Consider the following 23,863-nt stretch of genomic DNA (forward strand, 5'->3'; position numbering starts at 1 on the left):
TCGGTGCGCCGATGCAGCGTTCGCCGAAAAGTACCGAAGCGGTTTACTTGCTGGCCAAGCAATCCTTTGCGCTGGGCTATCGTCGCCTGGAGTGGAAATGCAACAACGGCAACGCCCGCTCCAAGTACGCGGCGGAGCGGTTGGGATTCAGTTTTGAAGGCGTGTTCCGCCAGCACATGGTGGTCAAAGGGCAGAACCGCGATACCGCGTGGTACTCGATTCTGGACTCGGAATGGCCGACGGTCGGCGCCGGGTTCGAGCGCTGGTTGAGTGATGAAAACCAGACGCCATCGGGGCAGGCGAAAACGTTGGCAGAATGCCGCGGCTGACATTGGCCTGAGAAAACGCCTTCGCGGGCCAGTCGCGACGCCGCAACGGTCCGACTGGCCCGCGAAGCTTTCTATCGTCGAAAGCCCGGTTTCCATATTGGCTAGAGCCGTATCAATTCACTTCGCGTCGAATTCGCACTACGCCCATCTTCAGTCCAAACGGACGGAACACTGCGTTCAGCGATTTCAATGTCTGATTCCCTTCGCCGTGCTCGATATGCACCAGCGTGCGGACCGAAATCTTGCACATTTTTGCGAATTGGGACTGGTGCAAACCTGTGACCTCGACGCGTAATCGACGAACCGCTTCGCCTGTTTCAAGGGTGCCTTGAGCCAGCGCTGTCTGGATGCTTTCTATGAGCAGAGTGCGCTCTGCAACAGTCATGCTCATTTCAGATCCCACTCTTTCAAACGCTGCTGCAGATTTTTCAAGGCAATTCGCGGATGGTTCATCGTTGCGGCGGGCAGTCCACTGGCAGTCAAAATATCGGGCAGTGCGGCGAGGCGTCTGGCGTCCTCGCGCAATCGATCGAATGATTCGGGCGCATCATTTAGCCCGGCCAACGGATCATCCGGATCGGCAATATTGGCCAATGCACGACACACTCCGCGCCAATCAACGTCCCCCGCTCTTTCTAACTCCTTTGGCCACTTGGTGGTGCGTGTCACACCCTCATCGTCCATCACCATCGGCGCCAAATCGTAGATCGGCGCCAGGCGATACGAAGCTGTGCCGCGGATGATCGCGGTGTTGCGGCCATGGTTGTACATACCGTCTTCACCTGCATTTAAATGCATTTTCTTAAAGGTTTTTGAAGTCATGAATGCAATATAGTGCATTCATGACGTTCGGAACACCTTCTTGAATGCATTAAAATGCAGTTCAAGGATCAAAATCCTTTCAAAATCGCAAAATAATGCACATGTGAAACCTAGACATCATTTTGTAAAAACCCTCCGCTATACAGGACGCCCCGCTTATAACAAAAAGGCTGTCCATCCATGCCGTTCTCGCCCCAGCGCCTGGCGCTCACCATCGCGTTGCTGATCAGTGCCACTGCCGCCCACGCCAAAAACGTACAGATCGATACCGCCACCACCGCGGCGCAAACCCTCGGCGGCAGTGACACGCTGACGATCTCGGCGCCAGGCAGCATCAGTAACGCGGGCAAGACCGTGAGCCTGAAGGACAGCACCAGTGGCGCCGGCGTGGTGATCGATAACGCGGGCCAGATCATTTCCACTGGTGGCCGGGCGATCGACAGCAGCGGCGACCTGACCCAGGCGCGCAACTACAGCATCTATAACCGCGCCGGCGGGCAGATTCCCGGCTTCAACGATGCGCTGCGCATCGACAGCAATTTCCCCGGCGGCAGTTTGCTGATCGACAACAGCGGCATCATTCGCTCCACCACCGGCCAAGGCCTGGACCTCGATGCATTGCGCAGCGCCGGCGTCAAAACGACGATCATCAACCGCGCCGGCGGCTTGATTCGAGGGGACGCCAGCGACGGCATGAAGACGGGGGCCAATGCGACGATCACCAACTATGGCGAGATCTCCACCGGCGACTCGCACAATGCCGATGAAAAATTCGACGGCATCGATATCGACACCGCGACCGGGGTCACGGTGACCAACTACGGCAACATTTCCGGCGGTCGCCACGGCATCACCACCGACCTTGGCGCCACACTCGTGAACTTCGGGACCATCACTGGTCGCAACGGCTCGGGTTATGGCTCCGATGGCGATGGCACGGTAATCAACCACGGCACGATCACTGGCGCCTATTCGGGCCTGCAACCCAACGGCGACGGCGATGGCGTGGACATCGACAAACTCGCGCACATCGAAAACTACGGCACCATTCAGGGCGTCGGCGCGGGCGGTGTGGACAAGGGTGGTTTCGCCAACGGCAGTGAAGGCATCGCGCTGGGCGGCGGCTATGTGTTGAACGCCAACGGAGCGCTGATCAGCGGCGCCAACAGCGCCATTCTGGTGGACGACGGCAGCGGCGGTTCGGGCGTGGCGGCGACCACCCTGGAAAACTTCGGCACCATCCAGGGCCTCGATGGTTTTGGCGTGAAGTTCGTCGGCGAGTTCGATGACAGCGTCATCAACGGCGGCACCATCAGCGGCAGCAACGGCCTGGCACTGGACCTGGGCGGCGGCAACGACAATTTGACCCTGCGCAATGGCAGTCGATTCGTCGGCGTGGTCGACGGCGGTAGCGGTTACGACCGTGTGGTGATGGATGACGCATCGGGCGGCAGTTTCGGCGCCAGTCGCAACTTCGAATGGCTGGAGGTCAGACAGGGCGCGTGGACCCTGACCGGCAGCGGTGATTTCAGCGACGGCGGCGCAGTGCGCAATGGCGCGACGCTGATCAACCAGGGCGGCATCGCTGGCACCCTGACGGTCGATGCCGGCGGTGTATACGCTGGCGGTGGTTCGGTGGGCAATCTGCTGGTCAACGGCACACTGCGCACCAACTCCCAACTCGGCACCGCGACCATCACAAACGACCTGACCATGGGCAGCGGCTCGACCCTGGCCTTCGGCGTCAATGCCGATGGCAGCAGCGCGCCGATCCAGGTCGGCGGCGTGGCCAATTTGAACGGCGCGACGCTGGCGGTGAACCCCGGCAGCGGCACCTATCCGTGGCAAAGCCACTACACCGTGCTGCAAGCGGCGAGCATCAACGGGACTTTCGGCAAGGTCACCAGCGACTACGCGTTTCTCACGCCGACCCTGGCTTACACCCCGACCGCAGTCGACCTGACCTATACCCGCAACGACGTTGCCTTCAACCAACTCGCGGTGACCGGCAACGGCGCCAGCGCCGCCAACAGCCTGGCCTCGATCGGCAAAAACAACGCGCTGTACAACGCCCTGCTCAATACCACCAATGCCACGGCCGGTAGCGCCATCGAACAACTGGCCGGCGCCAGCAATGCCAACCTGACCAGCGCCACACTGGGCGCCAGCAGTCAGATCGGCAGCAGCATGCTGTCGGCGATGCAACACATGGGCGGCGGGGCGGGATTGTTGGTCGGCCTCGATCAGCGCGACACGCCGGTGCTCGCCTCCAGCGGCGTGCCGTCCGAAGCGCGCAACCTGAACGACCCGAACGCGCAGGTCCGACTCTGGCTGCAAGCCATTGGCGGCTACGGCAAGCTCGATGGCGAACACGGCAGCAGCGGCCTGGAACAGCGCACCAAAGGCAGCGTGCTCGGTGCCGATTGGGCGCTGAATCCGCAATGGCGCCTGGGCATGCTTGGCGGTTACTCGAGGACCGACCTGGACGCCACCGGCGTCGATGGCAACGTCGAGAGCTGGCACGCCGGCGTCTACGCGCTACGGCAAAGCGGCCCATTCGCCCTGCGCCTCGGCGCGGCCTACAGCGGCCACCAGGGTGAAAGCAAACGCACCGTTGCCTTCAACGGTTTCAGCGACCGACCAAAAGGCGATTACGACGCCGACAGCCAGCAAGCCTTCGCCGAACTGGGCTACGCGATGGGCAGCGGCCGCCTCAGCGCCGAGCCCTTCGCCAGCCTCGGCTACCAGCGTTATCACCGCGACAGCTATCAGGAAAAAGGAGGAGCTGCCGCACTGCACGTCGACGAGCAAACCCAGGACAACTTCAGCAGCACTTTCGGCCTGCGCCTGGCACACCTGAATACGCTGGACAACGGCATGAGCCTGACGCCGCGCATGACGGCGGGCTGGAAGCACACCTATGGCGACGTGAGCAGCTCGACGCGTCAGGCGTTTGTGGTCGGGGGGACTGCATTCAGCGTGGATGGCAGCGCACTGGATCGCGACAGCCTGGTGCTGGAAGCCGGACTCGACCTGGGCATCTCGGCGCGGCATACGGTGGGGGTGGGCTACAGCGGGGAGATCGGCAGCAATAGCCGCAATCACGGGTTGATGGGTCAATGGCAGATGAGCTTCTGATTTTTCGCCAACAGATGCTTCCGGGATTGCTGTAGGGCAATACGTTTGATGATCGTTGAAACCGGACGTGTTCCAGGCCCTCGGTAGATTCGGCTACAAGCGACGTTTCCATGCCTTTCAACGCACCCGGAAATGCCCGGCATCCTGAAATTGCAGCGACTTTTAGAGTTTGGCCTTCCTTCGAAAAAGGCCAAACCCGATGTCTGATCCATTCAAGTTCCGACCACATCGCCTTACGCTGGCCATTGCGCTGGTGCTGGGATGCGCTGGATTTTCAAACGCTCAAGAGCCGTCTGTTCACACCGAATCACCTGCCCCCGTCGATGCCGGGGAATTGCCGAGGATTGAGTTGAAACGCGACCCTCTGGGTGTTCTTCAAGCCTTTACCAACGCCGGAAATACCGTTGTCTCAGAGGTCGACTCACCTCGCAGGCTCATAAAAGGAAAAGAGGCCAACGACCTCATCATCTTGAAGAACGGTGGCAGCTTCGAAGGCCGGGCTGACGGCGGCAAAGGCATGAATGTCATACACCTTGATGCCTCTGACGGTGGAGAGTTGGGAGACACAAAAAACTTCGCTGGCCTGTTCAGTTCCCAAGGCTCATGGACGTTGAACAGCAAAAGCGATTTCAAAGACGGTGTGGCGGTGTTCAGGGACGGCGTGCTGACCAACAACGGCAAGATCCTCGGTCGTGCGATTGCGGTGGGGCAACTCTTCAACAACGGCGACATCAGGGGCCGCGTCGACGTCGAAGAAGGTGGCACCTTCGCGGGCTCTGGCACCGTCGGCAGCCTTCACGTACACGGTCAAGTCAACGTCAATAGACTGCACGGTGCTCCAAAGGTCAGAGGTGACTTGAGCCTTTCCAAAACCGGCGTATTGGCCTACGAGATCAACCCGGACGGCAAAGGCGAAACCATCAAGGTCGCAGGCACTGCCAGCCTGGGCGGCTCAACGCTGAAAATCGTCACAATGCCGGGCGTCTATCCACCCAGCAGCCGACACACCCTCATTGAGGCGAAAAAGGTCGAAGGCGAATTCGGCAGCGTCCTCAATGACCTGGCCTACATGGAACCCGAACTCCACTACAACAAAACCAATGTCGGCCTGACCTACGCCCGTAACGATGTGCCTATCGAGAACCTTGCTACTAGCGAAAATGGACGCGAGTTCGGTAAGAACATCGTTGAGCCACCTGTCATTCCGGGCGTTGAAATACCTGCAGAAACCGTAAACACGGCAGTCGCCGAATTAACGCCATCCGCTGCCACTGAAACTCCCGAAGCCGTTGCAGCACCCTCCACCGTCGAGGGCATCTCCGCCACTGCGCTACAACCTGCGGCCATCGCAGACACCTCGGAAACGGCGCCGCAACCTTCCGCCTTGCCCGATACTCCCGGCGCCGTTCCAAAGCCGTCGCCCACCGCCAGCACTCCGGTAACCGCTCAAACACCACCCACCCCAACGAACGCCGCCGTCGCCGCCCTGCTCGCCTCGAACAAGCAAACAGCCGCCCTCGCCCTTGAGCAACTGGCCGGCGCCAGCAACGCCAACCTCGCCAAAGCGACCTTGAGCAGTGTCGATCCGGTGAGTGGCAGCCTGCTCTCGGCCATGCGCCAACTCGACAGTACTCACGGCAGCGGCAACTTGCGCGAGCGGAACAATGCGCCACGTCTGGCGGCCGGCACCGAAGACCATGGCCGGGTCTGGCTGCAAGCGCTTGGCCACGGCGGAAAGCTCGATCGCGGCGTTGCCCCCCTGCAACATTCGAGCAAAGGCCTGCTGCTCGGCGCGGACTGGAGCATCGATGAGGAATGGCGCCTGGGGTTAATGGGCGGTACATCCCGGACTCGACTGGACAGCAAGGAATTCGACGGCGATCTCGACAGTTGGCATGTGGGCGCTTATGCGTTGCGTCAGCACGGTCCGATGGCGCTTCGTCTGGGCGCGACTTACAGCCGCCACGACGGCAGCACCGCACGCCGGGTAGCGTTCAACGGTTTCAGCGACCGCCCTCAAGGCCGCTACGACGCCAACACCGAACAAGCCTTCGCCGAAGTCGGTTACAACCTGGGCCGCGCCAACGTCAGCATCGAACCCTTCGCCAACCTTGGCTACCAACGCTACCAGCGCGACGGCTACACCGAAAAAGGCGGCGCCGCCGCGTTGAAGGTCCAGGGCCAGACCCGGAACAACATGCACAGCACCTTCGGCCTTCGCCTGGCGAAACTCAACACGCTGGATAACGGCATGCAACTGACGCCGCGCTTCAGTGCCGGCTGGAAACACACGTATGGCGATATCTACAGCGACACCCGCCAGCGCCTGGTGACCGGCGGCAAGAACTTCACCGTTAGCGGCGCGCCGCTGGATCGTGACAGCCTGTTGGTGGATGCAGGGCTGGACCTCGGGTTGTCCACCCAGCACAGCATTGGCGTCGGCCTCAACGGCGAGATAGGCACCGACAGCCGCAACCACGGCGTAACCGGCCAGTGGCGGATGGCGTTCTGAATAACCCGCGCCGCTCTCACTGACGCGATGCAGTAAATGTGGGAGCGGGCTTGCTCGCGAATACGGTGTGTCATTCAGCATGTATGTCAGCTGACCCACCGCTTTCGCGAGCAAGTCGAATCGTCACTCCCACATGGGCACGAGGCGCCCCAAATGACAGGCAAAAAAAGGGGAGCACATGCCCCCCCGAGGTTTAAAGCGGTCTATCGAGGCTGTTAACTCAGCCTTCGATCTCGATCAGGATTTCGCCCGGATTCACCCGGTCGCCCTTGGCCACGTGAATGGCGGTGACTTTGCCGGCGACGGCGGCCTGGACTTCGGTTTCCATCTTCATCGCTTCGGTGATCAGCACGGCTTGCCCGGCTTTCACGGTGTCGCCTTCCTTGACCAAGACGTCGACAATGTTGCCCGGCATGGTGGTGCTGACGTGGCCCGGAGCGGTGGCCTGCTTGCGCTTGCTGCTGCCGCCGCTGACGAATTCGTTGAGCGGTTCGAACACCACTTCTTCCGGCATGCCGTCGATGGACAGGTAGAAGTGACGCTTGCCTTCCGCCTTGACGCCGACGCCAGTGATGTCGACGCGGTAGGTTTCACCGTGAACGTCAATGACGAACTCCGTCGGCACGCCTTCGCCGCCAGCGGAGGCCACGCCGCCCGCCTCAGGAATCGGCAGCAGCACTTCTGGCGTGAGGGTGCCGGCAGCGCGTTCTTCGAGGAACTTGCGGCCGATGTCCGGGAACATGGCGTAGGTCAGCACGTCTTCTTCGGATTTGGCCACGGCACCGATTTCGGCACGCAACTTGGTCATTTCCGGCTTCAGCAGATCGGCTGGGCGGACGTCGATCACTTCTTCGCTGCCGATCGCCTGACGACGCAGTTTCTCGTTCACCGTGCCCGGTGCTTTGCCGTAGCCGCCTTGCAGGTAGAGTTTCACTTCGTTGGTGATGGTCTTGTAGCGCTCACCGGCCAGCACGTTGAAGAACGCCTGGGTGCCGACGATTTGCGAAGTCGGAGTCACCAGCGGCGGGAAGCCGAGGTCTTCACGCACGCGCGGGATTTCGGCCAGCACTTCGCTCATGCGGTTCAGTGCGCCCTGCTCTTTCAACTGGTTGGCCAGGTTGGAAATCATCCCGCCCGGCACCTGGTTGACTTGCACACGGGTATCGACGGCGGTGAACTCGCTTTCGAACTGGTGGTATTTCTTGCGCACGGCATAGAAGTACAGGCCGATCTCTTGCAGCAATTCCAGGTTCAGGCCGGTGTCGAACTCGCTGCCTTTAAGGGCGGCGACCATCGACTCGGTGCCCGGATGGCTGGTGCCCCAGGCGAAGCTGGAGATCGCGGTGTCGATATGATCGGCGCCGTTTTCGATGGCCTTGAGCTGGCACATTGCGGCCAGGCCTGCGGTGTCGTGGGAATGGATGAACACCGGCAGCGACTGCTCGGATTTCAACGCTTTCACCAGTTCGCCAGTGGCGTACGGCGTCAGCAGGCCGGCCATGTCCTTGATCGCGACCGAGTCGCAGCCCATGGCTTCCATTTGCTTGGCTTGCGCCACGAACGCTTCGATGGTGTGCACCGGGCTGGTGGTGTACGCGATGGTGCCCTGGGCATGTTTGCCGGCGGCTTTCACCGCTTCGATGGCCACGCGCAGGTTACGCACGTCGTTCATCGCATCGAAAATGCGGAACACGTCGATGCCGTTGACCGCTGCCTTGGCGACGAAGGCTCTGACCACGTCATCGCTGTAATGGCGGTAGCCCAGCAGGTTCTGGCCACGCAGCAGCATTTGCAGGCGCGTGTTAGGCAGCGCCGCACGCAGTTGGCGCAGGCGCTCCCACGGGTCTTCTTTCAGAAAGCGCACGCAGGCGTCGAACGTTGCGCCGCCCCAGCATTCCAGCGACCAGTAGCCGACTTTGTCGAGCTTGTCGCAGATCGGCAGCATGTCTTCGGTGCGCATCCGGGTGGCGAGCAGCGATTGGTGGGCGTCGCGCAGGATTGTGTCGGTTACGTGGATTTTCTTGGTCATTGGAATATTCCTCACAGGCCTGCGTGGGCGGCGATGGCGGCGGCGATGGCCAGGGCCAGCTCTTCGGGTTTGCGCTTGATCGAGTAGTTGGTCAGTTCAGGGTGGGCTTCAACGAAGCTGGTGTTGAACTGGCCGCTACGGAATTCCGGGTTACGCAGGATTTCCTGGTAGTACGCGGCGGTGGTCTTGACCCCTTGCAGACGCATGTCGTCGAGGGCGCGCAAGCCACGGTCCATTGCCTCTTCCCAGGTCAACGCCCACACCACCAGTTTCAGGCACATGGAGTCGTAGAACGGCGGAATGGTGTAGCCGGTGTAGATCGCCGTGTCGGTGCGCACGCCGGGACCGCCGGGCGCGTAGTAACGGGTGATCTTGCCGAAGCTCGGCAGGAAGTTGTTTTTCGGGTCTTCGGCGTTGATCCGGAATTGCAGCGCGAAACCGCGGTGCTGGATGTCTTCCTGTTTCACCGAAAGCGGCAGGCCGGACGCGATGCGGATCTGCTCACGCACGATGTCGATGCCGGTGATTTCTTCGGTGATGGTGTGTTCCACCTGCACGCGAGTGTTCATCTCCATGAAGTACACCTCGCCCTCGGCAAGCAGGAACTCCACGGTGCCGGCGTTCTCGTAACCCACGGCCTTGGCCGCACGCACCGACAGGTCGCCGATGTAGGCGCGCTGTTCCGGGGTCAGTTGCGGGCTCGGGGCGATCTCGATGAGCTTCTGGTTGCGGCGCTGGATAGAGCAATCGCGCTCGAACAGATGCACCACATTGCCGAAGCTGTCGCCGAGGATCTGCGCTTCGATGTGCTTCGGGTTGACGATGCACTTTTCCAGGAACACTTCCGCCGAACCAAAGGCTTTGGTCGCTTCGGAAATCACCCGTGGGAAAGCTTGTTCGAGTTCTTCGCGGCTGTCGCAGCGACGAATCCCACGACCACCGCCACCGGAGGTCGCCTTGAGCATGACCGGATAACCGATACGGTCGCCTTCGACCAAGGCTTCGGCGATGTCCGCGACGTTGCCTTCGGTGCCCGGCGTGACCGGCACGCCGGCCTTTATCATGCTGCGGCGGGCTTCAGTCTTGTCGCCCATGCGGCGAATGACTTCAGCCGATGGACCAATGAATTTGATCCCGCGCTCGGCGCAGATATCGGCCAGTTCGGCGTTTTCCGAGAGGAATCCGTAGCCGGGATGCAATGCATCACAACCGGTTTCGACAGCCAGGTTCACCAACTTGCGCGCATTCAGGTAACCGGCCAGTGGCTCGGCACCAATGCTGTGGGCCTCGTCCGCACGCTTCACATGCAAGGCATGACGGTCGGCGTCGGAATAGATCGCGACCGAGCGAATGCCCATTTCGGCGCAGGCACGTACGATTCGTACGGCAATCTCACCACGGTTGGCGATCAGGATCTTTGTTATCAATTGGAGGTTCCCTTGAGCCGGTGGCACCACGACCTGCTAGACCAGGTCGACGCGTGACTAAATGTTTCAATTTAGTCGCAGGCCCACACTAGCCCCCACAAGGGATTAACAAAAATGATTAATAATTGGGTTAGCCATAAGTAAAGACTTATAGTTGGCGCATCAGCCTGGGGTGAGAGCGTTCATAAAATGCGTAAGTCATTGATGCGTATGACATTGCGTCAGTTGCAGATTTTCAATGAGGTCTGTGATTTGCGGTCCTACAGCCGAGCCGCTGATGAAATGTCCCTCACACAACCGGCCGTCAGCCTACAGATTCGTCAGCTCGAAGAGCTTATCGGCCAGCCGCTGTTCGATTACGTAGGCAAAAAACTCTACATGACCGAAGCAGCCGAAGCACTACAGCGTGCCAGCCGCGACATTTTCGGGCGCCTGGAAAACCTCGACATGCAGCTCTCGGACATGCAGGGATCGCTGCAAGGCCAGCTGAAACTGGCGGTGGAATCCAGCGCCAAGTATTTCGTGCCGCACCTGTTTGCCGCGTTCAAGCGCCAGCATCCCGAGGTCAATTTACATCTGACAGTCGTCAATCGCGGGCAAGTGATTCGTCGTCTGTCGGACAACCGCGATGACTTGGTGATCATGTCGATGGTCCCGCAGGATATGGGCCTGGAGTTTCTGCCGTTTCTCAACAACCCGATCGTTGCCGTGGCGCCGCCGGACCATCCGCTGTGCCACATGGGGCCGCTGCGTTTGCAGGATCTTGAGCCGTACACACTGCTGCTGCGCGAACCGGGTTCCGGTACACGCCTGGCGTGCGAAGAGTATTTCAAGGAGAAACGCGTGCACTTCACGCAGACCCAGGAGGTCTCTTCCGCCGAAGCTCAACGTGAGTGCGTGCTGGCGGGCCTGGGCCTGGCGCTGTTGACGCGCCACGCCCTGAACCTTGAATTGGCGACCGGCGCCCTGATCGAGCTGCCGGTCGAAGAATTGCCGATCTACCGCAGCTGGTGCCTGGTGCAAGCCAAGGCGAAACGGCTGTCACCGGTGGCGCACGCGTTCCTGGCGTTTATCCGCAGCGAACGGGTGCAGATCAGCGCGCTGGTTGAGCGTTTCGACGGGAAGTTGCCGGTGCCGCCTGCCAGTAGTTGAGTTCCAGGTCAGGGAAATCACCGATCTCGGCCAACAGTTGACGGCGTTCGCAGCGGTCTTCGATGGCGCGGCGAAATTCCATGCGGCGCTGATCTTCTTGCTGACGACGGGTTTTCAGGGCGCTGTTGCGTTCTTCGTAGGGCTGGGCCATTTCGAGTCTCCCAAGGCGATTACGGGAGTTTCAAGATAGGCGCGGGGGATGACGGTTTGGCGGCGCGAGGGTTACAGAGAGATGAAGGTTACTTTGTGGCGAGGGGCTTGTCGGGACGCCGCATCGCCACAATTCCAGCAGGATCAATCGTCCAGCGCTTTCACCGATTTGGGCGACAACCGCAAGCTGCGAAGGCTGCGCTTCACGCTCTTGAGGTGATTGACCAGGCTCGGACCGCGCGCCATCGCCACGCCCATCGCCAATACGTCGATCACCACCAGGTGGGCGATACGCGAGGTCAGCGGTGTATAGATTTCAGTGTCTTCGTGCACATCGATTGCCAGGTTGACGGTCGACAGCTCAGCCAATGGCGTCTGGCTCGGGCACAAGGTAATCAACGAAGCGCCGCTTTCACGCACCAGATTGGCGGTGATCAACAAATCCTTGGATCGCCCGGACTGGGAAATGCAAATCGCCACGTCCGTCGGCTTCAACGTCACCGCCGACATCGCCTGCATGTGCGGGTCGGAATACGCCGCTGCGGTCAGCAGCAAACGGAAGAATTTGTGCTGGGCGTCTGCCGCCACCGCGCCCGACGCGCCAAAACCATAGAACTCGACCCGCTGCGCCTGAGACATCAGCGACACCGCTCGTTGCAACTCCACCGGATCGAGCTTCTCGCGAACCTCCATCAACGTGTGCAGCGTGGTGTCGAAAATTTTCAGGCTGTAGTCAGCGACCGAATCGTCTTCATGAATCGCAAACTGCCCGAAACTCGCGCCAGCCGCGAGGCTTTGCGCCAGCTTCAGTTTCAGATCCTGGAAACCGGAACAACCGATGGCGCGGCAGAAGCGCACGATGGTCGGCTCGCTGATGCCGACGCTGTGGGCCAGATCGGCCATGGAACTGTGCATCACCGCCGCCGGGTCGAGCAGCACGTGGTCGGCGACCTTGAGCTCCGACTTGCGTAAGAGGTGACGTGACTGGGCGATATGTTGCAGCAGATTCAAAGGGCTGGACTCTTTGTTATTGGCAGGTGCCGGGGATGTAGCAAGCTTGTAGTTATACTACAAGAATTCGCTTTTTGCCTGCTCAATGCGTAACTCGATATCCCCATTCCACGCCACATGCGCTTCATGTAGCCCTAAAGCGCCGCGGCGTCCATACGCAACAGCGCCGCCAAGTCAGCGGCCTCGACGGGGCGACTGATCAAATAGCCCTGCACTTCATCACAACGCTCGGTTTTCAAAAACGCCAACTGCTCTGTCCGCTCAACACCCTCGGCGACCACTTTCAGCGACAAGCCGTGGGCCATGGCAATGATCGCGCGAGTGATTGCCGCGTCTTCGCTGCCCTCGCCCAATCCACGAATGAACGCCTGGTCAATCTTCACGTAATCCACGGGAATGCGTTTGAGGTAGCTGAGGGACGAATAACCGGTGCCGAAATCGTCAATCGCCAGCTTCACGCCCAGATCACGCAGCTGCTGGAAGGTCGCAATGATGTGCTCGACACTGTCCAGCAATTGGCTTTCGGTAAGTTCCAGCTCCAAGTAGTGCGGCGCCAGGCCGGTTTCTTCGAGCACCTGTCGCACCAGACTGACCAGCTTGCCCTGACGCAATTGATGCACTGACAAATTGACCGACACCCGAATCGGCTCAAGCCCTTGGCGCTGCCACTCGCAGGCTTGCCAGCAGGCCTGACGCAGCACAAATTCGCCAATCGGCCCGATCAGGCCGGTTTCTTCGGCCAGCCCGATAAAGTCGCCCGGAGGGATTCGGCCCATGGTCGGATGATCCCAGCGCACCAGTGCTTCGGCAGCATTCAGCCGGCCGGTGGCGAGGCAGAGTTTGGGTTGGTAATAGACTTTCAGCTGCTTGTCGTCGATGGCTTTGCGCAGCTGATTTTCAAGCTGCAAGCGCTCAAGGGTGCTGGCTTGCAGGCTTTCGGTATAGAACTGGAAATTGTTGCCGCCCAGGTGTTTGGCATGCTGCATGGCGATGTTCGACTGACTGACCAGCGCGGAAATTTCCCGCGCATTGTCCGGCAACAGACTAATCCCCATGGACGCGCTGACCACCAGTTCATGGCCGTCGACGGTGATCGGCAACCGCAACTTGGTCGACAACCGGGTGGCGACCCGAGCCAGGCTCGACAGGTTGCCGTAGGCATCGAACAGCACCGCGAATTCGTCACCGGAAAGTCGGGCGATGGTCTCCGCTTCAGGCAGTGCGTTTACCAGTCGCCGAGCCATTTTTTGCAGTAACTGGTCGGCAATTTCATGCCCGAGGCTGTCATTGAGCAGCTTGAAACGGTCCAGATTGATGTGCAGCAGCGCCAGACTGCGTCGGCCACCCTGACGCACCCGTTGATGAGCCTCACGCAGGCGTTCACGGAACAGCGAACGGTTGGCCAGGCCAGTCAGTTCGTCGTAATGCGTCAGGTAGCGCATGCGCTCTTCGGATTCACGTCGCGCCGAGAGATCGGCGAAGAAGCCGACGATATGGCTGACCTTTCCTCGAGAATCGCGCACTGCGTTCAATTGCAGCCATTGCGGATAGAGCTCGCCGTTCTTGCGGGTTTCCACCAGTTCACCCTGCCAGGTGCCGTGCTGCTCCAGCGCCTGATGAATCGCGCCGTAGTGCCGACGCGCATCGCGGCTGCACGGCAGCTCGACGACATTACGCCCGAGCATGTCGTCGATGTCATAACCGGTGACACGGCTGAAGGCCTGATTGATCGCGATCAGCGCGTAATTCGGGTCGAAAATCACGATGCCTTCACTGGCGGCTTCGAACACCGTCGCCGCCAGTTGGCGCTGTTCTTCTTGCCCCTTGCTGGCGCTGATGTCACGACGGGTGCCGACCATGCGGATCACCCGGCCACTCGCGCTGCGCTCAACCGCGCGGCCCCGGTCTTCGATCCAGACCCAATGGCCATCGCCGTGACGCACGCGATACTCGATCAGGTAATCCTCGCTGCGGCCCTTCAAATGCTCGACGAGCGCGCGCTTCAGCGCCGGCACGTCTTCAGGGTGAAGGCGCGGCTTGAGGTGGCTGAGCATCGCGGTCACATATTCCGGTGCCAGCCCGAACAATTCCTGCAACTGGGTGTGATGGACTTCGTCGGTTTGCAGGTTCCAGTCCCACAACCCGAGTTCGCTGGCTTTCAACGCCATCGCCAGCCGCGCTTCGCTCTTGCTCAGGGCCTGATTGGCCGCATCCAGTTCAAGGCTGCGCTGGGCGACACGGTTTTCCAGGCCGACCTGGGCTTCGCGCAATTTTTCCTCGGCGCCGCGACGCTGGTCGATCTCTTTGGCCAATTCGTAGTTGAGTTGGTCGCTACTGCTTTGCGCTTGCTGCAAGTGTTCGATCAGCGCCTGATTCTGGAAGCGTCGCAACAAACCACGATCAATCAGGCGATTCACTTGCCAGGCAACCACACTCAGCGCGCCCAACAGAATAAGGCCGAACCAGCCCCAGCCCTGCGCCTGCTCGTCGCCGCCCCAGAACAGATAACCGATGGCCGGTAACAGACAGGGCAAGGTGAACGATAGAAAGCCCGGCAGGCTGACCGCATAGGCAACGCTGGCCGACAGCGCTGCGGCGCCGATCAGGCCGAACACCCAGGCTTGTTGAATAAAGTTGTCGGCAGGCACCAGCGCAATGCCGGCGCCCGCCAGCGTCAGCCCGGTGAGGCCCGAGCCCAGAAGAAACATGCGTCGCCAGATCGGGTGCGCCTGGCGGTTGGGAATGGCTGAATCGAAGGCTGCGACCTGAATCACCCGTAACGCCACGAGCGACAACAACCAGACCAGCCAGACGCTGACCAGAAAGTAGCGCTGCGGGCTCCAGAGCAGCCACGCGCACACCAGACCGTTGGTCAGCATGAACAGCGTCGGCAGCAACGAGCCTTGATAGAGCAGGCGTGTGCGCTCGACCGCCATTTCCATCGCGTACTGTTTGCGGATAACCCGGGGCTCCACGGAGGGGCCCGACAGGTCGGTGCTGAGGGTCATAGGCAATGTTCTTGTTCTTATATTTGATGAGCATGAGCCCGAAACGTCGACGGAGCATACACAAGCCAATGCCCTTACCAAACTGCCCCAGATCATAAAATCGACAAAAAATTCGGCACCCCGCTGCCCCCGTAAAGCCTGTGAGCGAGCCCCGTCACCGCCTGCAGCGAGTGACCGACCGGTCGTCATTCGTGATTCTTTTATCGGCTAATGCAAAGCTCGGTTTGCCCGGTGTGACGGCGCACCCTAGAATGCCCCGATGCGCGATGATCTCTCCCTTCTGCTGAACTCCCTCAACGATGCCCAACGTCAGGCCGTAGCGGCCGCCGTGGGTCGTCAGTTGGTCCTGGCCGGTGCTGGTTCCGGTAAAACCCGAGTGCTGGTGCACCGTATCGCCTGGTTGATCCAGGTCGAAAACGCCTCGCCCCACTCGATCCTGTCGGTGACCTTCACCAATAAGGCCGCTGCGGAGATGCGTCACCGCATCGAGCAGTTGATGGGGCTCAACCCGGCCGGCATGTGGGTCGGCACCTTCCACGGCCTGGCGCACCGCTTGCTGCGGGCGCACTGGCAGGAAGCCGGCCTGAGCCAGACTTTCCAGATTCTCGACAGCGACGACCAGCAGCGGCTGGTCAAACGGGTGATCCGCGAGCTGGGCCTGGACGAGCAACGCTGGCCGGCCCGTCAGGCGCAGTGGTTTATCAACGGGCAGAAAGACGAAGGTCTGCGTCCGCAACACATTCAAGCCAGCGGCGACCTGTTCCTGGCAACCATGCGCAGCATCTATGAAGCCTACGAGGCGGCGTGCCTGCGCGCTGGCGTGATCGATTTCTCCGAACTGCTGCTGCGCGCCCTCGACCTGTGGCGCGATCATCCGGGCCTGTTGGCGCATTACCAGAAACGTTTCCGGCACATTCTGGTGGACGAGTTCCAGGACACCAACGCCGTGCAATACGCCTGGTTGCGACTGCTGGCCAAGGGCGGCGACAGCCTGATGGTGGTCGGTGACGACGATCAGTCGATCTACGGCTGGCGCGGCGCGAAAATCGAAAACATCTATCAGTATTCCGACGACTTCCCGGACGCCGAGACCATTCGTCTGGAGCAAAACTACCGCTCCACCGCCGGCATCCTCAAAGCCGCCAACGCCCTGATTGCCAACAATACCGGGCGCATGGGCAAGGAACTGTGGACCGATGGCGGTGAAGGCGAGGCGATCAATCTGTACGCCGCGTTCAACGAACACGACGAAGCACGCTACGTGGTCGAAACCATCGAAAGTGCGCTAAAAACCGGCTTGGCGCGCAGCGATATCGCGATTTTGTACCGCTCCAACGCCCAATCACGCGTTCTGGAAGAAGCCTTGCTGCGCGAGCGCATTCCGTACCGCATCTATGGCGGCCAGCGCTTTTTCGAACGCGCCGAAATCAAAAACGCCATGGCTTACCTGCGTTTGCTGGAGGGCCGTGGCAACGATGCCGCACTGGAACGGGTAATCAATGTGCCGACGCGCGGCATCGGCGAGAAAACCGTTGAAGCGATTCGCGACCACGCACGCCATAGCGATGTGTCGATGTGGGAAGCCATGCGCTTGCTGGTCGCCAATAAAGGCCTGACCGGGCGTGCGGCCGGGGCGCTTGGAGCGTTTATCGAGTTGATCGAAAACCTCGCCGCCAAGTGCATGGAAATGCCGCTGCACTTGATGACCCAAACCGTCATCGAGCAGTCCGGGCTGATTGCCTATCACGAAGCGGAAAAAGGCGAGAAAGGCCAGGCCCGGGTGGAAAACCTTGAGGAACTGGTCAGCGCCGCGCGCAACTTCGAAAACGCCGAAGAAGACGAAGACCTGACGCCACTGGCGGCGTTCCTCGGCCATGCGTCGCTGGAGGCCGGCGACACCCAGGCTGACGAGCACGAAGACAGCATTCAGTTGATGACCTTGCACAGCGCCAAGGGCCTGGAATTCCCCTACGTGTTCCTCGTGGGCATGGAAGAAGGCCTGTTCCCGCACAAGATGAGCCTGGAAGAACCGGGCCGTCTTGAAGAAGAACGGCGCCTGGCCTACGTCGGCATCACCCGGGCGATGCAGAACCTGGTGATGACCTACGCTGAAACCCGACGTTTGTACGGCAGCGAAACCTACAACAAGGTCTCGCGTTTCGTACGCGAAGTGCCGAAAGGCCTGATTCAGGAAGTGCGGTTGTCCAACAGCGTCAGCCGTCCGTTTGGGGGCGGCCAGCAGCAGAGTTCGAGCAGCCTGTTTGGCGGCAGCGAGATCCCGGACACCGGCTTCAGCCTTGGCCAGACTGTGCGGCACTCGGTGTTCGGCGACGGCGTGATCCTGAACTTTGAAGGCGCCGGCGCGCAGGCGCGGGTGCAGGTGAACTTCGGCGAAGGCAGCAAATGGCTGATGCTGGGTTACGCCAAACTCGAAGCGATCTGAAGCCTATCCGAGGGCTAATGTGGAGCGGGCTTGCTCGCGAAGGCAGCACCGCGGTTTGTCAGAAACACCGCGTTATCGTTCTTCGCGAGCAAGCCCGCTCCCACAGAGGACTGGGGGAGGCAGTGCTTCTTTTCTTCCTCGATTCGCCGCTATGACCAACATCTCGCCAGTGGCCGCAATCGGCCTGATCACGGCCGGGGTGATCATGCTGGCGCTGCGACGCCAGGCACCCTTCCCACAGAAACTATCCGCTCGTCCTACGGACCAACGTTAACAAGCCTTATTGCGCTGACTGAAGCTGAATGCAACCTGTCAGGCAAAAGCCCGAAACACTCTGCCGCTAGCCAGTAACTCTTCAGCTGTGCAACATGGCGCGCGTGCCATCCACAAATGGGATTACCCTTTATGAAACGTTTTCTTAGCATCGCCATGGCGTTGTGCATCGGCCTGACGATGAGCCTCGACGCCAACGCCAAGCGCTTTGGTGGCGGCAAAAGCGTCGGCGCTGCGCCGACCCACCAAACCAGCCAAATGGCGCCTTCTTCCGCTGCTGGCGGCGCTGCCGCGACCGCGGGTGCTGCCGGTGCCGCTGGCGCTGCAGCGAAGGCCGGCGGTGCTTCCCGCTGGCTCGGCCCTCTGGCCGGTATCGCTGCCGGTGGCCTGCTGGCTTCCATGTTCATGGGCGGCGGCTTCGAGGGCATGCAGATCTTCGACATCCTGATCATGGCGGTCATCGCCTTCCTGGTCTTCCGCTTCATCGCCGCTCGTCGCCGCAAGCAGCAAGAGCAAATGGCGCCTGCTGGCCACGCGCCGATGCAACGTGAAGTGTTCCAGCAGCAACCTGCGGGCGGTTCGATCTTCGGCGGTTCGGCAGCGCCAGCTGCCGCTCGTCCGGTGATCAACGCACCGGCCTGGTTCAATGAAAAGAACTTCATCGAAGCGGCCCGCAGCCATTTCCAGTCCCTGCAGCAGCACTGGGACGCCAACGAAATGGACAAGATCGCCGAGTTCGTGACCCCGCAAATGCTTGAGTTCCTCAAGCGCGAACGTGCCGATCTGGGCGACGGCTTCCAGTCGACCTTCATCGACAACCTCCAGGTTCAACTGGACGGCGTTGATGACCGTGCGGACAAGACCATCGCCACCCTGACGTTCAGTGGTGTGTCGAAGACCTCGCGTTTCGACCAGGGCGAAGTGTTCAGCGAAAGCTGGAACATGGAACGTCCACAAGGCGATAACCAGCCTTGGCTGGTCGCGGGTATCCGCCAGAACGGCTGACCCGAACAGCGTTAAGCGTTCCCCGACGCTGTTTCAAAAAAAGCCCCGGCCCATGCCGGGGTTTTCTATTTCGCGGTTGCATCTATAGCGAGCTACTGTATAAACCGCCCCAACTAAACCGCGCCATCAAGCAAGAGGATCCCGGACGTGGAAGAAATCATCGAACAACTGCGTGAAGCCAACGAACCGGTACCGGTCCCCTTGGAATTGCCTGACGAAGACCAGATCGTGGAAATCGAAGAACAATTGTTCATCGACATCCCCTTCGTCTTCAGAGAATTTTTGCTGACCGTCAGCGACGTGGTCTACGGTAGCCTGGAGCCGGTGACCGTCACCGACCCGCAATCCCACACCTATCTGCCGGACGTTGCCGCCAACGCCTGGGACGCCGGTGTCGATCGCAGCCTGATCCCGATCTGCCAGGACGGCGACGATTACTACTGCGTCGAGGAAGACGGCACCGTGGTGCTGTGGCAAGCCGAAGAAGAGCTGATCGCCGAAGAAACCTGGGAATCGGTGTGGCACTGGGCGCGGGACGTCTGGCTGGAAAGCTGAGGCGCCTGAGCCACCGCGTGGTCAATGCCCGGATGTTTCCTTATGGTTGTCCAGGGTTTCGAGCAGGGCCACCTGCATCCGCGTGTGCACGCGGATGAACCAGCGCCAAAGTAGTGCCGCCACGGCGGCCGCGACCACCGCAATCAGCAGCAGCAACTTGTTGGTCGGCAGGATACTGGCCGACAAGGCTGCCAGCAGCAGGAAGATCACCAACAGCGAAAGGATCGGGATCACTTCGGCGATCACCCGGCGCACTCGCTGCGTGTGGCGCCCCGCCATCTCGGGCTTCACGCCCATCTCCGCCAACAGCATCGACAACGCCTTGAGCTTGCGATAGGCAGCGATCAGGAACGGCAGCGACAACAGCAGCGCGCCGCCCCAGATCAACGCTTTCTGCCAGCTCGGGTCGCTGATCCAGGCTTGCAGGTAAGCGGACATGCGCTCGGCGAAGAATGCGCCCGAGAAGAAAATCGCAATCACCAGCGCCAGATTCACGCCGACCTGCAACAAAATCCGCCGAATCATCGACGCCAGCATCGCGCCCTCGCCCTGCGGCTGAATGCTGCGCAGCCATTCGCCATACATCCCGAACACGCGCCCGAGCCTGCTTGGCATCACCGCTGCCAGCTTGATCGACAGCGGATCGGCTGCGCGGATCAGGTAGGGAGTGAGCAGCGTGGTAATCACCGACACCGCCACAGCCACCGGGTACAGAAAATTACTGGTGACCTGCAACGTCATGCCCAGCGCGGCGATGATGAAGGAAAATTCGCCAATCTGCGAAAGCCCCATCCCCACGCGCAGTGAGGTGCGTCCGTCATTGCCGGCGATAAATGCCCCGAGCCCGCAGGACAGCATCTTGCCCAGCACCACCGCCACGGTGATCACCGCGATCGGCCAGGCGTATTGCAACAAGATCAGCGGATCAAGCATCAGCCCGATAGCGACAAAGAAGATGGCACTGAACAGGTCGCGAACCGGCTCGATCAGGCGTTCGATTTTCAGCAACTGCCGCGACTCGGCCATGATTGCGCCAATCAGAAACGCGCCGAGCACCATGCTGTATTCAAGTTTGACCACCAACAGGCAAAAACCGAAACACAGGCCCAATACAGTGATGAGCAGCATCTCGTTGCTTTCGAATTTGGCCACGTAAGCCAACAGGCGCGGCACCAGCAGAATCCCGATCACCAGCGCGACGATCATGAACAGCGAGAGTTTGCCGACGGTGGAAAACACTTCGCCAGAGCTGACGGTGCCGCTGACCGCGATGCTCGACAGCAAGGCAATGATGCCGATACCGAGGATGTCTTCAACGATCAGCACGCCGAAGATCAACTGCGCGAAACGCTCGTTTTTCATCTTCAGGTCGTTCAGCGCCTTGACGATGATGGTGGTCGAGGAGATCGCCAGAATCGCGCCCAGAAACAGTGAATCCATGGTGTTCCAGTCAAACCAGCGACCGATTTCGTAGCCGATCCAGATCATCAGCACAATTTCGAGGAACGCCGCGATAAACGCCGTGGCGCCGACCTTGAACAGTTTGCGCAGGCTGAATTCCAGGCCGAGGCAGAACATCAGGAAAATCACCCCGAGTTCAGCCAGGGTCTTGATCGTTTCTTCGTCGTGGATCAAGCCGAACGGCGGGGTATGCGGGCCGATGATGAAGCCGGCGACGATATAGCCCAGCACCACCGGCTGTTTGAAGCGATGGAAGAGCACCGTCACGACGCCCGCGACCAACATGATCACTGCCAGATCCTGAATAAAACTGATGGCATGCATGGCGCAAGGCTCCGGGAGGTGGACTTTCGGAGGGTAACACCGCGACTTCCGCCAGAAAGGCGGTGCAATATATGGAAACAGATCGATCGAGGCGTGACGGCAGCCACCCGCCCGGCGTCCCGATAACTGTTGGTTTGAAAAGCTGACAACGCACCCGCAGAGGTGCAACCCACCAAACCTGCCTTGAACCGTGAGAACGCTATGGAACCCGGAAACGCCCAGCTATCGATGACGGTACTGATGACCCCCGACATGGCCAATTTCTCTGGCAATGTCCACGGCGGCACCCTGCTCAAATACCTCGACGAAGTGGCTTACGCCTGCGCCAGCCGTTATGCCGGCCGCTATGTGGTGACCCTGTCGGTGGATCAGGTGATTTTCCGTGAGCCGATTCATGTCGGCGAGCTGGTAACGTTCCTCGCGTCGGTCAACTACACCGGCAATACCTCGATGGAGGTGGGCATCAAGGTGGTGACTGAGAATATCCGCGAACGCTCGGTGCGCCACACCAACAGCTGCTTTTTCACCATGGTTGCGGTGGATGACGACCGTAAACCGGCCAGCGTACCGCCACTGCAACCGCAGAACAGCGAAGACAAGCGCCGCTTCATCCAGGCTCGGCAGCGTCGGCAGATTCGCCAGGAGCTGGAAAAGCGCTATCAGGAAATCAAGGGTGATGCCTGAGTCGTTCTGTCAGTTTGATGGCGTTCTTTAGATAGCCTTCGCGAGCAAGCCCGCTCCCACATTGAATGTGTGTGGGAGCGAGCTTGCTTCGGGCGGCGGTCCGACGATGGGATCGACGCAGGTTCAGAGGCTGATCGCGGTCGCTTCGAACTTCACCCGCGGATGCGCGATTCGGTCCTGCGCCCGTACCAGTTCCAGCTCGTAGCTGGCGCACGCCTGGGTCTCCAGCAACACCTCATGCACCGCCGCCGCCGTGAATTCAAACGCGGCCACCAAACTGTCGCCCAACAGCACGCGCGCCAGGAACAGCCCGGACGTCAGATCCCCCACGCCCACTGGCTGACGCGGAAACGCCAGCAAAGGACGACGCAGGTGCCAGCTGCCTTCAGCCGTGACCAGCAACATCTCGAAGCCATCTGCCGGTTTGCCCGGATAGTCCAGATGCTTGACCAGCACCGCTTTCGGCCCGCGTGCCAGCAGCGCTCGCGCCATGGCCAGGCAATCGAACAGCGACTGCGGTTTACGGCCGGCAAAGCTGTCCAGCTCCAACTGATTCGGGCACATGAAGTCCGCGACGGCCGCGGCCTCTTCCAGCAGGAAATCGCTGACTTCGGCCGGCACGCTGCAGCCCTTTTCCGGATGGCCCATCACCGGGTCGCACAAATACAGGGCCTTGGGGTTCAGCGACTTGATACGTGCCACGCCCGTCAGAATCGCCCGGCCCTGCGCCGCACTGCCGAGGTAACCGGACAGCACCGCATCGCAGTTGCCCAGCTCGCCAATGGCCGCGATGCCTTCGACCAATTCAGGGATCTGGTGCGGCGCCAGCACTTCACCGGCCCATTGGCCGTATTGCGTGTGGTTGGAGAACTGTACGGTGTTGAGCGGCCAGACGTTCACCCCGACCCGCTGCATCGGGAAAACCGCGGCGCTGTTGCCGGCGTGGCCGAACACCACGTGGGACTGAATGGCGAGCAGATGGGGCGTACGTTTCATGCGGTGAGTTTTCCGTCAAACGATTGAAATTCGAGCCGCGCAGTATGCGACTAAACGCAGCCTGTACGACAGACCGGCGACGCAGTTAAGCTGGCGCTATCTTGTTGGAGCAACCTGTTGATGCTGACTCTCGGAAATATCTTCGTGCTGATGCTGTTGGCCACTGGCGGCGCGTGGCTCTGGCACAACCACGGCTTGCGCGAGCGCGCACTGGAGCGGGTCAAGCAGCATTGCACCAAGCTCGGCATCGAGTTGCTGGACGGCAACGTCGCCTTGAAAAAAATCGGTTTTATCAAAGACGCCAGCAATCGGCGGCGCCTGGCCCGTGTCTATAACTTCGAATTCACGGTGACCGGCGAAACCCGCCACAACGGCACCATCACCCAGTTCGGCGCCCACAGCGCGCAGATCGAGCTGGCGCCCTACCCGATGCCGTTTGACGATTCGCCTGAAGTGGTCGACATCGTGAAGCCGCGCGCTGAAGTGATCGAACTGAGCCAGTGGCGGCAAGAACACACCAAATGGCGTCCGTGATTCACATCGA

General features: G+C 60.4%; 17 protein-coding genes and 1 pseudogene. 9 read left to right on the forward strand and 9 right to left on the reverse strand.

What is annotated here, in order from left to right; all coding sequences use genetic code 11:
* Nucleotides 1-329, forward strand: a 329-nt coding sequence (locus ACQKP4_RS16675) for a GNAT family N-acetyltransferase (RefSeq protein ID WP_427634764.1), incomplete at its 5' end; no start/stop codon positions are given.
* A 112-nt stretch (nucleotides 330-441) separates the two neighbouring features.
* On the opposite strand, the gene ACQKP4_RS16680 is transcribed toward ACQKP4_RS16675, so the two are convergent.
* Both ACQKP4_RS16680 and ACQKP4_RS16685 read right to left on the reverse strand, forming a co-directional pair.
* Nucleotides 442-720, reverse strand: coding sequence for a helix-turn-helix domain-containing protein (locus ACQKP4_RS16680; protein ID WP_427634765.1), 279 nt, complete (start codon nucleotides 718-720; stop codon nucleotides 442-444).
* A pseudogene (locus ACQKP4_RS16685) lies at nucleotides 717-1,094 on the reverse strand (type II toxin-antitoxin system HipA family toxin); the annotation flags it as partial. The gene ACQKP4_RS16680 and the pseudogene ACQKP4_RS16685, both read right to left, overlap by 4 nt.
* 237 nt (nucleotides 1,095-1,331) lie before the next feature.
* Between ACQKP4_RS16685 and ACQKP4_RS16690 the strand changes: the two are divergent.
* Together ACQKP4_RS16690 and ACQKP4_RS16695 are read left to right on the forward strand one after the other, a co-directional pair.
* On the forward strand, nucleotides 1,332-4,289 hold the full coding sequence (locus ACQKP4_RS16690; protein WP_427634766.1) for an autotransporter outer membrane beta-barrel domain-containing protein: 2,958 nt from the start codon (nucleotides 1,332-1,334) through the stop codon (nucleotides 4,287-4,289).
* 517 nt (nucleotides 4,290-4,806) lie between these two features.
* Complete coding sequence (locus tag ACQKP4_RS16695) at nucleotides 4,807-6,801, forward strand: autotransporter domain-containing protein (protein WP_427634767.1); 1,995 nt, start codon at nucleotides 4,807-4,809, stop codon at nucleotides 6,799-6,801.
* A gap of 220 nt (nucleotides 6,802-7,021) precedes the next feature.
* On the opposite strand, the gene oadA is transcribed toward ACQKP4_RS16695, so the two are convergent.
* Both oadA and ACQKP4_RS16705 read right to left on the reverse strand, forming a co-directional pair.
* Complete coding sequence (oadA, locus tag ACQKP4_RS16700; protein WP_427634768.1) at nucleotides 7,022-8,830, reverse strand: sodium-extruding oxaloacetate decarboxylase subunit alpha; 1,809 nt, start codon at nucleotides 8,828-8,830, stop codon at nucleotides 7,022-7,024.
* An 11-nt stretch (nucleotides 8,831-8,841) separates the two neighbouring features.
* Nucleotides 8,842-10,257, reverse strand: a complete 1,416-nt coding sequence (locus ACQKP4_RS16705; protein ID WP_427629169.1) for an acetyl-CoA carboxylase biotin carboxylase subunit — start codon at nucleotides 10,255-10,257, stop codon at nucleotides 8,842-8,844.
* A gap of 189 nt (nucleotides 10,258-10,446) precedes the next feature.
* Between ACQKP4_RS16705 and ACQKP4_RS16710 the strand changes: the two genes are divergently transcribed.
* Nucleotides 10,447-11,409, forward strand: a complete 963-nt coding sequence (locus tag ACQKP4_RS16710; protein ID WP_427634769.1) for a LysR family transcriptional regulator — start codon at nucleotides 10,447-10,449, stop codon at nucleotides 11,407-11,409.
* Here ACQKP4_RS16710 and ACQKP4_RS16715 read toward each other — a convergent pair.
* The 3 genes from ACQKP4_RS16715 to ACQKP4_RS16725 form a co-directional block, all read right to left on the reverse strand.
* The gene (locus ACQKP4_RS16715) at nucleotides 11,351-11,560 is read right to left on the reverse strand and encodes a PA3496 family putative envelope integrity protein (RefSeq protein ID WP_427634770.1); all 210 of its coding nucleotides are present in this window, start codon (nucleotides 11,558-11,560) and stop codon (nucleotides 11,351-11,353) included. The genes ACQKP4_RS16710 and ACQKP4_RS16715 overlap by 59 nt on opposite strands.
* A gap of 143 nt (nucleotides 11,561-11,703) precedes the next feature.
* Nucleotides 11,704-12,570 (reverse strand): transcriptional regulator HexR, encoded by an 867-nt coding sequence (gene hexR, locus ACQKP4_RS16720; RefSeq protein WP_008027445.1) that lies wholly within the window; start codon nucleotides 12,568-12,570, stop codon nucleotides 11,704-11,706.
* A 134-nt stretch (nucleotides 12,571-12,704) separates the two neighbouring features.
* Nucleotides 12,705-15,578, reverse strand: a complete 2,874-nt coding sequence (locus ACQKP4_RS16725) for an EAL domain-containing protein (RefSeq protein WP_427634771.1) — start codon at nucleotides 15,576-15,578, stop codon at nucleotides 12,705-12,707.
* A 259-nt stretch (nucleotides 15,579-15,837) separates the two neighbouring features.
* Here ACQKP4_RS16725 and uvrD point away from each other — a divergent pair, with 259 nt between their 5' ends.
* The 3 genes from uvrD (at nucleotide 15,838) to ACQKP4_RS16740 (ending at nucleotide 19,854) form a co-directional block, all read left to right on the forward strand.
* Nucleotides 15,838-18,021, forward strand: coding sequence for a DNA helicase II (gene uvrD, locus ACQKP4_RS16730; protein ID WP_427634772.1), 2,184 nt, complete (start codon nucleotides 15,838-15,840; stop codon nucleotides 18,019-18,021).
* 405 nt (nucleotides 18,022-18,426) lie between these two features.
* The gene (locus ACQKP4_RS16735; protein ID WP_427634773.1) at nucleotides 18,427-19,299 is read left to right on the forward strand and encodes a Tim44 domain-containing protein; all 873 of its coding nucleotides are present in this window, start codon (nucleotides 18,427-18,429) and stop codon (nucleotides 19,297-19,299) included.
* A 147-nt stretch (nucleotides 19,300-19,446) separates the two neighbouring features.
* A complete protein-coding gene (locus ACQKP4_RS16740) occupies nucleotides 19,447-19,854 on the forward strand; it encodes an SMI1/KNR4 family protein (protein WP_427634774.1) in 408 nt (135 codons plus the stop codon).
* Between the two features lie 21 nt (nucleotides 19,855-19,875).
* Here the strand turns inward: ACQKP4_RS16740 and ACQKP4_RS16745 are convergent, their stop codons facing one another.
* Nucleotides 19,876-21,639 (reverse strand): cation:proton antiporter, encoded by a 1,764-nt coding sequence (locus ACQKP4_RS16745; protein ID WP_427634775.1) that lies wholly within the window; start codon nucleotides 21,637-21,639, stop codon nucleotides 19,876-19,878.
* Nucleotides 21,640-21,840: 201 nt separating this feature from the next.
* On the opposite strand from ACQKP4_RS16745, the gene ACQKP4_RS16750 reads away from it, so the two are divergent.
* Entirely contained in the window at nucleotides 21,841-22,323 is a 483-nt protein-coding gene (locus ACQKP4_RS16750) for an acyl-CoA thioesterase (protein WP_427634776.1), read from the forward strand.
* Between the two features lie 123 nt (nucleotides 22,324-22,446).
* Here the strand turns inward: ACQKP4_RS16750 and pdxY are convergent, their stop codons facing one another.
* Nucleotides 22,447-23,319 carry a pyridoxal kinase PdxY gene (gene pdxY / locus ACQKP4_RS16755; protein ID WP_427634777.1) on the reverse strand — a complete coding sequence of 291 codons (873 nt, stop codon included), beginning with the start codon at nucleotides 23,317-23,319 and terminating at the stop codon, nucleotides 22,447-22,449.
* Between the two features lie 120 nt (nucleotides 23,320-23,439).
* Between pdxY and ACQKP4_RS16760 the strand changes: the two genes are divergently transcribed.
* On the forward strand, nucleotides 23,440-23,853 hold the full coding sequence (locus tag ACQKP4_RS16760) for a DUF3301 domain-containing protein (RefSeq protein ID WP_427634778.1): 414 nt from the start codon (nucleotides 23,440-23,442) through the stop codon (nucleotides 23,851-23,853).
* Nucleotides 23,854-23,863 lie beyond the last annotated feature (10 nt).

The sequence above is a fragment of the Pseudomonas sp. NPDC086278 genome (assembly GCF_050280905.1).
Classification (GTDB): domain Bacteria; phylum Pseudomonadota; class Gammaproteobacteria; order Pseudomonadales; family Pseudomonadaceae; genus Aquipseudomonas.